The 12,288-nt window shown below is 63.4% G+C and carries 12 protein-coding genes and 1 pseudogene; 8 read left to right on the top strand and 5 right to left on the bottom strand.

What is annotated here, in order from left to right:
- The 5 genes and pseudogenes from EOA86_RS06355 to fae all read left to right on the top strand — a co-directional run.
- Nucleotides 1-401 (top strand): annotated as a pseudogene (locus tag EOA86_RS06355) (hypothetical protein); the annotation flags it as partial.
- Nucleotides 398-1,354: a methenyltetrahydromethanopterin cyclohydrolase gene (gene mch / locus EOA86_RS06350; RefSeq protein ID WP_128341023.1), complete on the top strand. Its 957-nt coding sequence runs from the start codon at nt 398-400 to the stop codon at nt 1,352-1,354. The pseudogene EOA86_RS06355 and the gene mch, both read left to right, overlap by 4 nt.
- An 86-nt stretch (nt 1,355-1,440) precedes the next feature.
- Nucleotides 1,441-2,397: a RimK family alpha-L-glutamate ligase gene (locus EOA86_RS06345; protein ID WP_128341022.1), complete on the top strand. Its 957-nt coding sequence runs from the start codon at nt 1,441-1,443 to the stop codon at nt 2,395-2,397.
- Nucleotides 2,394-3,278, top strand: a complete 885-nt coding sequence (locus EOA86_RS06340; protein ID WP_245497150.1) for a triphosphoribosyl-dephospho-CoA synthase — start codon at nt 2,394-2,396, stop codon at nt 3,276-3,278. Before EOA86_RS06345 ends, EOA86_RS06340 begins: the two co-directional genes overlap by 4 nt.
- A gap of 167 nt (nt 3,279-3,445) precedes the next feature.
- Nucleotides 3,446-3,952 carry a formaldehyde-activating enzyme gene (gene fae, locus EOA86_RS06335; protein WP_029350398.1) on the top strand — a complete coding sequence of 169 codons (507 nt, stop codon included), beginning with the start codon at nt 3,446-3,448 and terminating at the stop codon, nt 3,950-3,952.
- Between the two features lie 245 nt (nt 3,953-4,197).
- Here fae and EOA86_RS06330 read toward each other — a convergent pair whose 3' ends face one another.
- Nucleotides 4,198-4,896 (bottom strand): HisA/HisF-related TIM barrel protein, encoded by a 699-nt coding sequence (locus EOA86_RS06330; protein ID WP_245497149.1) that lies wholly within the window; start codon nt 4,894-4,896, stop codon nt 4,198-4,200.
- Nucleotides 4,897-4,951: 55 nt separating this feature from the next.
- Between EOA86_RS06330 and EOA86_RS06325 the strand changes: the two genes are divergently transcribed.
- Nucleotides 4,952-5,986, top strand: a complete 1,035-nt coding sequence (locus tag EOA86_RS06325; protein WP_128341020.1) for a hydantoinase/oxoprolinase family protein — start codon at nt 4,952-4,954, stop codon at nt 5,984-5,986.
- A gap of 13 nt (nt 5,987-5,999) precedes the next feature.
- Here EOA86_RS06325 and EOA86_RS06320 read toward each other — a convergent pair whose 3' ends face one another.
- Genes EOA86_RS06320 through EOA86_RS40015 form a run of 4 tightly spaced genes read right to left on the bottom strand, consistent with a single transcriptional unit; the run spans nt 6,000 to nt 10,377 of the window.
- Nucleotides 6,000-6,590, bottom strand: a complete 591-nt coding sequence (locus EOA86_RS06320; RefSeq protein WP_128341019.1) for a DUF447 domain-containing protein — start codon at nt 6,588-6,590, stop codon at nt 6,000-6,002.
- A gap of 3 nt (nt 6,591-6,593) precedes the next feature.
- A complete protein-coding gene (locus EOA86_RS06315) occupies nt 6,594-7,988 on the bottom strand; it encodes a DUF6513 domain-containing protein (protein WP_128341018.1) in 1,395 nt (464 codons plus the stop codon).
- Complete coding sequence (locus EOA86_RS06310) at nt 7,981-8,532, bottom strand: flavoprotein (protein ID WP_128341017.1); 552 nt, start codon at nt 8,530-8,532, stop codon at nt 7,981-7,983. The genes EOA86_RS06315 and EOA86_RS06310 overlap by 8 nt, the downstream gene beginning before the upstream one ends.
- Nucleotides 8,533-8,535: 3 nt before the next feature.
- Nucleotides 8,536-10,377, bottom strand: coding sequence for a (5-formylfuran-3-yl)methyl phosphate synthase (locus EOA86_RS40015; protein WP_128341016.1), 1,842 nt, complete (start codon nt 10,375-10,377; stop codon nt 8,536-8,538).
- Nucleotides 10,378-10,602: 225 nt separating this feature from the next.
- On the opposite strand from EOA86_RS40015, the gene EOA86_RS06300 reads away from it, so the two are divergent.
- Nucleotides 10,603-11,853: an ABC transporter substrate-binding protein gene (locus EOA86_RS06300; RefSeq protein WP_128341015.1), complete on the top strand. Its 1,251-nt coding sequence runs from the start codon at nt 10,603-10,605 to the stop codon at nt 11,851-11,853.
- Between the two features lie 20 nt (nt 11,854-11,873).
- Nucleotides 11,874-12,288: beta-propeller fold lactonase family protein (locus EOA86_RS06295; protein ID WP_164891586.1), on the top strand; the 415-nt coding region annotated here is incomplete at its 3' end.

The following is a 12,288-nucleotide window of genomic DNA, read 5'->3' as shown; positions in this document are numbered from 1 at the left end:
TGGTTGGATTGTGTAGCGCCGATCTCATTCGCGGACCGGATGGCTACAAGCTCATCGAGATCAATCCGAGGCCAGGCGCCACGCTCGACATTTTCGACGATGCCGACGCGCCTCTGATCGAAGCGCATCTGCGCGCCGCGACAGGCAGGGCCTGCCGGCTGCCGCGCTTCGTCGATTCGATGGCATCGATGGTGACCTACGCCGCGACGCCGATCGCCCAGTTTCCATCGGTTGCCTGGCCTGAATGGACTGCCGACCATCAGTCGCCTGGCACCCGTCTGATCGCCGGCGATCCTGTCTGCACCATCTTCGCGCGCGGTCCGAGCGCCGATTTGACCAGGCGGCTCATCAAGGAACAAGCCAGCCGATTGCAACACCAGTGGGAAGGAGACCGGACATGAAAGACGGTTCGGCGTTCCTGAACGACAATGCGCAGCGCATCATCGACGGCATGATCGGCAACGCCGAACGCCTGCGCATCGGCGTTTCCAGGGGGCCATTGGGCGAGTGCCTGATCGATGCCGGCGCCAAGGCCGCCGGCGGCGTCGAGGCCGGGCTGCGCATGGCGGAAGCCGCGATGGGCGGACTCGGCAGCATTTCGGTGTGCATGGACCGTGGGTCGCAGAAATGGCCGTTCACCATCGAAGTGCGGTCCTCGCAGCCGGTGCTTGCCTGCCTGGGCAGCCAGTATGCGGGCTGGAACCTGTCGAGCCAAGGCTATTTCGCCATGGGATCGGGACCGGCGCGGGCGCTCGCCCGCGTCGAACCGCTGTTCGAAGCACTTTCCTATCGCGACACTGCGTCATCCGCGGTGCTTATCCTGGAGACCGCCGAACCGCCGCCCCAGGCGATCGTTGAGAAGGTCGGCAGGGCAACCGGATTGCCAACCGAAAAGCTCACCTTCCTCTATGCGCCGACACAAAGCCTTGCGGGCGGCGTGCAGATCGTTGCGCGCGCGCTCGAGGTTGCTTTGCACAAGACCAACGATCTCAAATTTCCGCTGGAGAACGTTGTCGACGGCATCGGCACGGCGCCTATCCCCGCCCCCCATCCGGATTTCCTGACCGCCATGGGCAGAACCAACGACGCCATCATCTATGGCGGCAGCGTCCAGCTCTTCGTCAAAGGCTCGTCGAAAGACGCCAGCGAGCTTGCGGAGCGACTGCCGAGCCGCGCCTCGCGGGACCACGGCCACCCCTTCGCCGAGATCTTCAAGCGGTTCAAGGGTGATTTCTATGCCATCGATCCGCTGCTGTTCAGCCCGGCCGAAGTCATCGTCACGGCGATCGAGACCGGCGATACGTTTCGCGCCGGCGAGCGTGATCTGCAGATGCTCGAACGGAGCCTCGGTTAGGCCATGGCGGTGCAATGGATTAGTCTGTCATCCGCCTGCCGGGCCGCTCGTTCCGGCTTTCGGTATACCGGTATCCAAGGCGTGACATGATCCCCCGCATCCTGATCGTCAGCGACGTCTCGGACGCCCGCTCCAAGGGCCTGGCGGCAAGGCTGGACTGGCGCGGCGCCGTGGTCGCAACCGTGCCGCTGGCGGCGATCGCGTTCGATACCGGCAGGCCGACCGGACTGTCGATCCCCGGCTTCGACGGCGCGCTGCCCGACGCCGTGCTGGTCCGTTCGATCGCCGCCGGATCGTTCGAAGCGGTCACCCGGCGCCTTGGCGTGCTACACGCATTCGGCAAGCTTTCCATTCCGGTATGGAATTCCGCACAGGCGATAGAACGCTGCGTCGACAAGTCGATGACGACCTTCCTCCTGAAGAATGCCGGCCTGCCGACGCCGCCGACAACAGCGGTCGAGGGACGTGCCATGGCCGAAACGATCGCCGAACGCGAACTGCCGTTCACGCCGCTGGTGCTGAAGCCGCTTTTCGGCGCGCAGGGCCGCGGCATCAGGCTGATCGAAACACTGTCCGATCTCCCCGCCGAGGACGAGGTGAACGGCGTCTATTATCTCCAGCACTATGTGCCGCGTCCCGGCCCGCCTTTCCGCGATTTTCGCGTTTTCGTTTGCGCCGGCGAAGTCCTGGCGATGATGAGCCGCCGTGGCGACGACTGGATCACCAACGTCAATCGCGGGGCGGTTCCCGAGCAGGTCTCGGGGCAGGTTTCGGTGCATGCGGAAACCGAACTGGCGGCGCTGGCAAGAGCCGCCGCCGCCGCTATCGGCGCGGATTTCGCCGGTGTCGACATCGTACCGGCGGCCGACGGCAAGCTGTTCGTGCTGGAGGTCAACAGCATGCCCGCCTGGTCCGGGCTCCAATCGGTCGTCGCGGTGAACATCGCCGATGCGATTGCCGACGCCCTGCTGAAATTCCTGGCCGATCGTACCGAGGCGGCGGCAGCGCGACCCTCCCGCCTCACTGCGCCGGCGAATTCGTGACCGACGGCATCGCGCTTTCGCGAGAACGCCTCCGGGCTGCCTATAAGGACGCCTGCCGGATGGAGATCGAGGCGCTGAAACCGGGCAATGTCCATCTATTCGCCGACGGGCACGGCATGTCCGCCGCCCAGTTCATGACGAGCGCAGAGGTCTCGTCCGCGCCGCTGACCGATCCGCGACTGCCGGTCGGACAGCGCATGCTGGAAGCAGTCCGCGCGACACGTCTGGCAGTCGCGACCAATACCAATCTCGGTATCATTCTTCTGGCAGGGCCTCTGCTATGCGCCGCCGAAATGACAGGCCCCCCACTGCACTACAATTGGCTGCACGACAATCGACTGCACGACAATCTCGACGCGGTGCTGCGCGAAATGAGCATGGACGATACCAGGGCGGTGTTCGAGGCGATCGTCGCGGCCGCGCCGGGCGGGCTCGGAGAGGCCGCGAACGATGTGCGGCGGGAGCCGAAGGTTCATCTGCTCGAGGCGATGCGGGAGGCGGCCGACCGCGACATGATCGCCCGCCAGTATGTTACCGGTTTCGGCGACGTGTTCGGTGTCGGGCTTGCGGCTCTGGAAGCGGCGTTGGCACGCGGCGAAGGCGGTATGTGGCCGACGGTGTTCGCCTATATGGCGTTTCTCGCCAGCTTCCCCGACAGTCATGTGGTGCGCAACCATGGAACTGACGTCGCAGATCAGACGCGGCAGGAAGCCCTTGCCGTCGAGGCGGCGCTGCATGGCAATGACGACGAGACGTCACGCATTCGTCTGCTCATGGGGCTCGACCGCCGGCTGAAGGCGGACAGCGTCAACCCCGGCACCTCGGCCGACCTGACCGTGGCTACTCTTTTAGTCCACACCCTCGGCGTTCAGCTTGCATAATCGCAACGTTGGTGGTTGACTTTCAGGAGCGGAAGCTGGGCTTCCGCGGCTATCCAGCCAACCGGTCCGGATGTCCGGGCGCTGCCAACAAGGATAGCTGTCCATCGAGCGCTCGCTCGGTTTGCGGCGTCTTTGGACACCATAACTGTGTCTTGGAGGAAATTGGCATGGCAAAAATCTCGAAAGTAATGGTCGGTGAATCGCTGGTAGGAGACGGCAACGAAGTGGCGCATGTCGACCTGCTTATCGGCCCACGGGGGAGCGCAGTCGAAACAGCATTTTGCAACGCGCTGACCAACAACAAGGACGGCTTTACTTCCCTTTTGGCGGTGATCGCGCCCAATCTTCAGTGCAAGCCCAACACCGTGATGTTCAACAAGGTCACGATCAAGGGCGCCAAGCAGGCGGTGCAGATGTTCGGCCCGGCCCAGCATGCGGTCGCCAAGGCCGTGCAGGATGCCGTCGCCGAGGACATCATTCCCGCCAACGAGGCGGACGATCTGTTCATCTGCGTCGGCGTTTTCATCCATTGGGACGCGGCGGACGACGCCAAGATCCAGAAGTACAATTACGAAGCGACAAAGGAAGCCATCCAGCGCGCGGTCTCGGGGACGCCGACGGCCGCCGAAGCCACGGCCAAGCGGGACCAGGTGAAGCATCCGTTCGCGGCTTAGACAAGAGACAGCCCCGCACAGGTAAAACCCTCCGCGGAGCCGGGTGGTCTGTTGCGTCGCCTGAAAAAGCTTCTGGGCCTTTAGAGCACCAGACAAAGAGCCTGCCCTCGGGCCTGACCGAGGGTGGGGCCGGTTTTGGGAAACCGATGCTCCAGCAAAGAAATAGAGCGGCGAGACGATCGACTTGAGAGTCCGCCGCTCTACAAGGCCCAGTTTCCGAGGCCGAAGTCGAGGCCACGCGAATATCAGGTGCCAAGCGTTGCGAGGTGCCCCGGCGTGAGCGTGCCGTCATGCAGCGAGGTCGCGACCAGCGCCGCGGCGATACCAAGTGACGAAAGCGCGCGAATGTCAGCCTCGTTGCGTACCCCGCCGGCCGCGATCACGGAGCGGCTTCCAGCCTTCGCCTTGATCGCCACGAGCCGCGTGAAATCGGGACCGGAGGCGGAGCCGACCTTGGTCAATGTCATGACGATCACCCTTTGCGGCCAGCGCTCCGGCTCGTCGAGAAATGATGCCGGACCGCGAAACCCGTCGTCGAAGAAATCCAGCGACAGGATAAGGTCCGGATGATCGCAAAAACGCCGCGACAGCGCGTCGTCCTGCTGCGATTCGGAGCCCAGGACCGGGTAAAGCAAGGGTTCGGCAAGTGCCGCCGAAAGTGTTTTCTCGTCGGCGAAGCCGGCATCGACCCAAAGCTCCGGCGGCTCCGCCATCGCCTTCAGCCGGGCAAGCGCCCCACTGTTTGGGGTTCCGCCTTCGATGGCATCCAGATCGGCGATATAGAAGGTCGGAAAGGGGTAAAGCCCGCGCAGGCCTTCGGCGACCGCGATGACATCGGAAGTTTGGCTGAGCGGCGTAACGATCGGCCTGTAGCGATCGCGTTTTCCTTGCTGGGCGCGGACCACTTCGCCGCCCTTCAGGTCGAGAACCGGAATGATACGCAACGCTCTTTTCTCGCTGACCAACTGCCCCTGACCAACTGTGATGAAAGCTTGAAGTGTGGAAAAAAGAAAGAGCATCGTTGCCGGCTTCGATATTGGCGGCGCCCATCTGAAGGTGACGCGAGCGCAAGACGGCCGCATCGTCGAGGCAGTCACGATCGCCACGCCGCTCTGGCAAGGGCTCCATACCCTGACCTTGGCATTCGAGGAAACGGCTCCGATCTATACCGGCGCCGACCTCAACGCATTCACCATGACCGGCGAACTGGCGGACGTCTTTCCGTCCCGCGATGCCGGCGTCGCGGCTCTTCTGGATGAGATTTCAGCGCGGGTCCCAGGCGAAAAGTTGATCTATGCCGGTCCGTCCGGCTTTGTCGGGGCCGAGCAGGCAGCACGGCTGAGCGCCGATGTCGCGTCCGCCAACTGGCATGCGACAGCGTCGTTGGTGGCGACACTCGCCGGCGATGCCCTGTTCGTCGACATGGGCTCCACCACCACCGATATCATCGCCATCAAAAATGGCGCCGTCGCCAATGACGGCTACACCGATGCCGGACGGCTGCTGAGCGGCGAACTGGTCTATACCGGCTTCACCAGGACGTTCCTGTTCGGTGTGGCCTCGTCGGCCCCCGTCCGCGGCCGGCTGACACCGCTGATGAACGAGTATTTCGCCTCGATCGCCGACGCACACCGGATCCTGGGGGTGCTCGACGAAAAGGACGACAGGCACGCTTCCGCCGATGGCAAGGAAAAAACCGTCGACGGTTCGATCGCGCGGCTGGCGCGCATGATCGGTCGCGACGCCGCCGAGCTGACATCGCCGGAATGGCAGGAAATCGCGCGCTGGTTCAGCGAACGGCAATTGCGCAAAATCCACGACGCAGCGTCCCTGGTTGCCGGGTCTCTTGCCCGGGAAGTGCCGATCGTCGGCGCCGGAACCGGCCGCTGGCAGATCAGGCGATTGGCCGAACGCATGCAGCGCCGCTTCGTCGATTTCGCCGAGATCATCCCCGCAGATGACGCCGTTCGCGGCGAAGCCAGCAGCGTGGCGCCCGCATCAGCGGTGGCGCTGATGGCGGGATCTCAATTGTAGGCACTATACTGGTTCAGCCGCGTACCTCATCACCGCTGGACTCCTTGACCGACAGGTGATCGCCAACACGCTGCATCAGCCAGTCCCAGGCTTCTTTTTCGCCCTCGCCGGCGGTCTTTTCGATGGCAATCGAAAGGTAGGCGATTTCCGCCTCGATCTTGTCGCGCGGCAGCATGCCGAGCCGGCTGACCAGGATCGCCAGTTCCAGCACCGCCGCCTTGGCGCGGTTGAAGCCGGCGAACGGCGCATGCGTTTCCTCCTGCACCACGCGGCAGAAATGGCGAGGTCGCATAGCATCGCCGTCGACACTTTCGACTTCCAGGACCGAATGCGCGAGCGCCGCCTTAAGCCGCGGCGCCGGAAACCCGTCGACCGCAACGGTTGGCCAATGCTTGCGCCCGGTCAGGCAGCCGGCAAAAATACGCACGTCATCGGTATAATTGGCGATGGCGAACGGCACTTCGGCGAGATTGTCGAGCGTGATCGACGGCCGGAACGGCGCGATGACCCAGCCGTCCTTCTCGGCGATGATGCCGATCGGCGCGATGTGGACGTCGCCGGCTTTGTTGACCGTGGTGATGATCGATTCGCGAATGAACGGCATGGTTTAGCGCTCTTTCTTCGCGCGGAGCGTGTGGCCCGCTTCCGCAAGACGGCTGCGGTCGGTCTCGGGAGCCGGCGCGGCAACGCCCCATGCGAGCGGCTCGTCCTGCACATAGCGCTTGCCGAGGCGCCACGCGATCTCGGCCTTCATCAGCTCCGCGCCGAGATAGAACGCGTGTGCTCCATCGGCTTCAACGCCAAGCCCGGCAAAGAGTTCAAACGCATCCGTGGCAACCGCATGCCCCTTGCCGTTGAAAACATGGATGCCGTCCTCGGCGGTCATGATGCGGAAGTTGGTGTCGCGCACCTCCGCCGCAAGTGCTTCGATATCCCCGATCGAGGCGGTGAACGGCTTGCGGTCGTGAACCTGCAGCAGCCCTGGATGGTAACTCCGCGGCAGCGCACCGTCACTCTTGGCGGCAAACAGGATGCGGCGGGCAATGTCGTGCTCCTCGATCGTTCGCAGCGTGTGCGGGCTGACATGCACGGCAAGCACGTTTCGGATCTGAAGTTCCGAGCAGAGCCCGGCCAGAACCGCGGTAACGCCGGAACTATCGGCGTCGGTTAATTCGGTGAGATTGCCGGTGCCCATCAGCAGTTCGATGTCGGGCCAGCGCCGCCGCGCCTCAATGAAGCGCGCAAGTGAGGCCGCAAAGCCGAAATGGATCGGGTCGAGCACGGGATCGGCGATGATGGCGACGCCGGCCTTTTGCGCCGCTTCGATGGCCCGGCCGAGCGAATCCAAATCGCCGGGGGTGGACGGGATCAGCACTGGTACGGCCTTGCAATCGAAGGCCAACGGCAGCGTGTTCTCATCGAGGCTGAGAAGATAGTCCGCACCGGCGCGTGCGCCGATCGACAGTTCGTCCGTGCTGGCCGAATCGACACTAACCAGAAATCCCTGTGTCTTCAGCTCGAGCACGGCCTCTTCCAGTAACGGAAACGGTGTTTCCGGCAGGCAGCCGAGATCGATGACGTTGGCACCGGCCGCAGCCAGCGTCCGTGCCCTCGCCACCAGCGCCTCGACCGACAGCATTGGCGCGTCGACGATTTCGGCGAAGATGCGCATGTCGTGACGCGAAAGGTCAGACGGCTCGCCTGCCCTGCCGAGAAAGGTCGGCAGATCGGCGATCTCGTCAGGCCCGCGTACAAAGGGCACGCCGAAATGGTTCGACAGATGCTCGAGGTCGCCGCGATAGCGGCCGGGCAGGATGACGCGGTCGCCGCCGCCTGTCAGGCTGAGCCGCCGCTTGATGATGTCTTCGCTCATCAGCGCCGCGACCTTGACGCCGATGTCGATGATCTCCCAGGCAAATTCGGTTTCGCCCAGTCCGGCCAGCAGCCTTTCCAGCCGGACCTTGGCCAGGTGGCCGGTAAGAAAGACCAGCCGCTCAGCCATGGCTTGCGAGTTCGGCGTGGCGCCGTCTGACCGAAGCTTCGAGATCGGCGAGCGACTCGACCACCTGGGTCCGCTCGAAGCTCTTCAGCTGGTTGGTATTCTCCAGGTCGATCCTGCGCGGATAGACCTTGACAAGCCCATGCGGTGCCATGGTTTCGAGTTCCGGCGCGGTGTCGCAAGCAAAGACGATGGCCGGCACCCGGCATTTTCCGGCCTGGGCAAAGACGTTGGTGGCAAGCGTGTCGGAAATGCCGTGCACGCATTTGGCAACCGTGTTGGAACTGGCCGGCGCCACCACCACCGTGTGATAGACACCGTGATAGAATTCGCCGACCGGGATCGCGCTCGCCGTCTTGTCGTGCAGGACGCGCGTCGTCTCCGGGAAATCGGGCTTGAGCTTGTACATGCGCAGCACTTCGTTGGCGGCTTTCGACACAAAGACATCGCAATGCTCTATCTGGTGAATGAGTGCGAAGCTCTCCGTAAAAAAATGACCGGAACCGGTCAAAACCCATGCCCAGCGCGGCGTATGCAGCGTCGCCATCGCCTACCCTGCTTTTCTTGCCGACCGGATCGGAGCCGCGATCCGGATCCCGGGCAGATTGCCCGACGCGAGCAGCGCCCCGGCTTCGGCTGCATCTTTCGGACCGGCGAGATGGAAATCGACACCGTCGGGCAGCATAGCGGCGAAGCCGGCATCGACGATGCCTCTGACTGCCAGGCCGTCGATCGTGTCGCTGCCTAAGAAGGCGCCGGTCTGCTTGATCAGCAGCAGCGTATTCGCGCCGAGCTTGCCGGCAAGCCAGGCGGCAAGGGAATCGGAGGTAATATCCCAGGACGCTGGAATGTCCGGCGCCGACAGGGCCAATGACGACGGCAGCCACACCGGTACCCTCCCTTCATCCAACGCTCGCATCATTTCTTCCAGCGACCGTGCCGGCGCCAGCCTTTCGTCACGATCGAGTATGACCTGGCCGAACTGCTCCATGGCGAGGATCGCCATGGCGTGGGCAGCGGTATCGGAAAAATCCATCCGGAACTGCGTCTCACGCACCTGGTCGGCGAAGAGGCCGCCGCCGGGCACAATGACGATAGGCAGCTTGGAACCCGCCAGCGCCGCGATCCAGCTTTCCATTTCCGCCGCATGGACCGTGCTGCCGCCAAGCTTGACGACGGACGGCTTGACGGCGGCTCGCCTGATGGCCTCAGGCCTTTCTTGTCGCGGCTGGGAGGCAGCGATTTGGCCTTTTCGGCCGGCAGGGCCGGAGGCGACGCCGCGGCCTGCCGTTTGGCGCTTGCGTTCGATCTCGACGCCGACGCCGCCTGGGCCGAGTTCGAGTTTTTCCACCCTTACCGTGACGCGCACGACACGCGGGTTCTCCAGAATGTAGGTCGCCACCTGCTCGGCCAAGGCCTCGCTAAGCTGGACGTGGCCCCGCGCGACGATGGTGCGAATGCCGTCCATGATGATGTCGTAGGAGAACACATGGCGCATGTCTTCGGGATGGTCGGTGACTTGCAGCACGTCGGCGGTCACGTCGAAACGCACCTTCTGTGTATGGCCGTGCTCGAAGCTGTAAGCGCCGATCTGAACCGGCAGGACAAAGTCCCGCACGAAGATCTTGTCGGTGCCCAGTGTCGGGTCGGTGCCCGGCGAATAGCCCCTCGCCGCCAGCAGGCGGTAGTCGACGCTCGACGGGCCGCCGGCCCGGGATTCTTCCGGGACCAACTCGCGGATCTGCGCAACGGCCTCGGCACTGATCGAAGCCACGCGGCCGGAGTTGCCGCACAGTGCCCCGCGAAAGCCGAGAAAATCGGGAGCGAAGGGCAGCAGGCGCGGGATATCAGGGGTTTCCAGCGATCCGCTCAGGCCAACAATCAGACCGAGCGATTTGGCTCGATTGATGAAACCCGGGATACGCTCGGGCGGCAGATGGTCGAGCAGCCGCCCGTTTGCCTTGATCGCAGTGTCGACCATGGCGCCATGGAAGCGATGTTTGGCAAGCATCGGCAGAAGCTCGAAATCCGGCGCCAGGTCGGCGAAAAGCACGGCGATCAGTTTCGTTCGCGCGGCGAGCGGCTCGAGCGCCGCCGCGCAGGCTGAGACATTTTCCGACGGGAAAAAGCCTATCTTGACGTAATCGACGCCGGTCGCGGCGATCTCTTCGGCCTTGCCGCGGATCGTCTCCGGTTCCATCGGCAGGTCGCCGCACACCGCGCTGACCGGCGCCCGGCCGGCGATGAATGAAATCGTCCGGCGGATGGTTTGCGTGGATACCGCGCCCAGCGCCCCCGCCTTCGGATCCTTCAGGTCGACGATGTCGACGCCACCCGAAAGCGCGATCTCCGCCTCGTCGACGCCGGTGACACTGGCCAGCATTCTGGTCATTGGAGGACTTTCTGCGGCATGAGGGACAGGGCGCTCTCGGGTCCGGATAGCGAAATCCGCTCAGTTGCGCTTCCAGCGAGCAGGCATGCCACTAAAGCAGACGCGAGAAGTCCACTTTCAGGGTTTGATAAAATTTGCGGGTCAGCTAAGCTCATCACGGGCACCTTGACTTCGCGCCGGTCCGGCAACAATCGGACTTTAGCGCAAGAACGGGTAATTTTATCGATGACGAGCGCGGTGCCGGGCACTCTCGTGGCCTTTTTGTGCTTTTTTTCCCTGACCGTCAACGTTCCGGGCGCGCTGGCCCAGGAAGCGACGGGCAAGCAACCGGCCGCAACGGCCAAGCCGGAAAAAAAGCTGACCGAAATCAAGATAGGCTATTTACGCGCCTATGCGCCGCAGCTCGCTTTGTCGGTGCTCGACGTCCCGCCCCGCGATGAAGGCGTTGCCGGCGGCAATGTCGCGATTGCCGACAACAACACGACCGGCAGCTTCCTCGGCCAGAAATTCAGCCTCGACGTGATCGAGGTAAAGCCGGACGCGGATGTCGTTGCGGCCTTCCAGGAAATGATCGCCAAAGGCGACCGCTACGTAATCGCAGACCTCTCGGTCAAACAATTGCTGTCGATCGCCGATCTTGCCCGCGACAACGGCGTTCTGATCTTCAATGCCGGCGCCACCGACGACAGTCTTCGCGAGGAGGAATGCCGCGCCAACATCTTCCACACCATCCCGACGCGCAGCATGCTCGCCGACGGGCTGGCGCAATATCTGATCTGGAAACAATGGCGGCGCTGGGTGCTGATCTACGGCTCGCACGAGCGCGACCAGCTTTTTGCCGAGGCCCTGCGCCGGGCGGCGACGCGCTTCGGCGGCGAGATCGTCGGCGAAAAGCTGTTCGAGGATACCGGAACGGCACGGCGGACCGATTCCGGCGTCGTCCAAATCCAGCGGCAGATGCCTGTCTTCACCCAGGATCTGCCGGAGCACGATGTGTTGCTGGTCGCCGACGAAAGCGAGGTGTTCGGCACCTATGTTCCGTTCCGCACCTGGACTCCGCGGCCGGTCGCCGGCACCGCCGGCCTCACCCCGTCGGCCTGGCATCCGGCCAGCGAGCAATGGGGGGGCACCCAGATCCAGAACCGCTTCGCCAAGGCAAACGGCCGCCGCATGATGTCGAAGGATATGGCGGCATGGACCGCGGTGCGCATCCTCGGCGAGGCGGCGACCCGCACGCAGGGTGCCGACCCGCGCAAGATGGCCGACTTCATCCGCTCCGACGATTTTTCGATCGCCGCGTTCAAGGGGCAGAAACTGACTTTCCGCAAGTGGAACCAGCAGTTGCGGCAGCCGATCTTCCTCGGCGACAACAGGTCGGTCGTCTCGACATCGCCGCAGGAAGGTTTTTTGCACCAGGTGTCGGAGCTCGATACGCTCGGGGTCGATGAACCCGAAACAAAATGCGTGCTTAAGTAGAACCAATTGGGAGGAATTCAGTGCAGAGACGAGCTTGCGCACTCGCCATTCTCGCGACCGGCTTCATGGCCTGTCCAGCGTCGGCCTACATGGCCTATGTTTCCAACGAGAAGGACAACACGATGTCCGTCGTCGACACCGCGACGATGCAGGTGGTGAAGACCGTCAATGTCGGGCAACGTCCGCGCGGCATCACCATCTCGCATGACGGCAAGCACATTTATCTCTGCGCCAGCGACGACGATGCGATCGAGGTGATCGACACGGCGTCGCTGGAGATCGTCGATACCTTGCCCTCCGGGCCCGACCCGGAACTCTTCGTGCTCTCGCCTGACGGCAAGACGCTTTATGTCGCCAATGAGGACGACAATCTCGTCACCGTCATCGACATCGAGAATAAGAAGGTGCTGGCTGAAATTCCGGTCGGTGTCGAAC

The sequence above is a fragment of the Mesorhizobium sp. M5C.F.Ca.IN.020.32.2.1 genome (genome assembly GCF_004023105.1).
GTDB classification, from domain to species: domain Bacteria; phylum Pseudomonadota; class Alphaproteobacteria; order Rhizobiales; family Rhizobiaceae; genus Mesorhizobium; species Mesorhizobium wenxiniae.
This window is presented reverse-complemented; position numbering and strand designations above follow the sequence as displayed.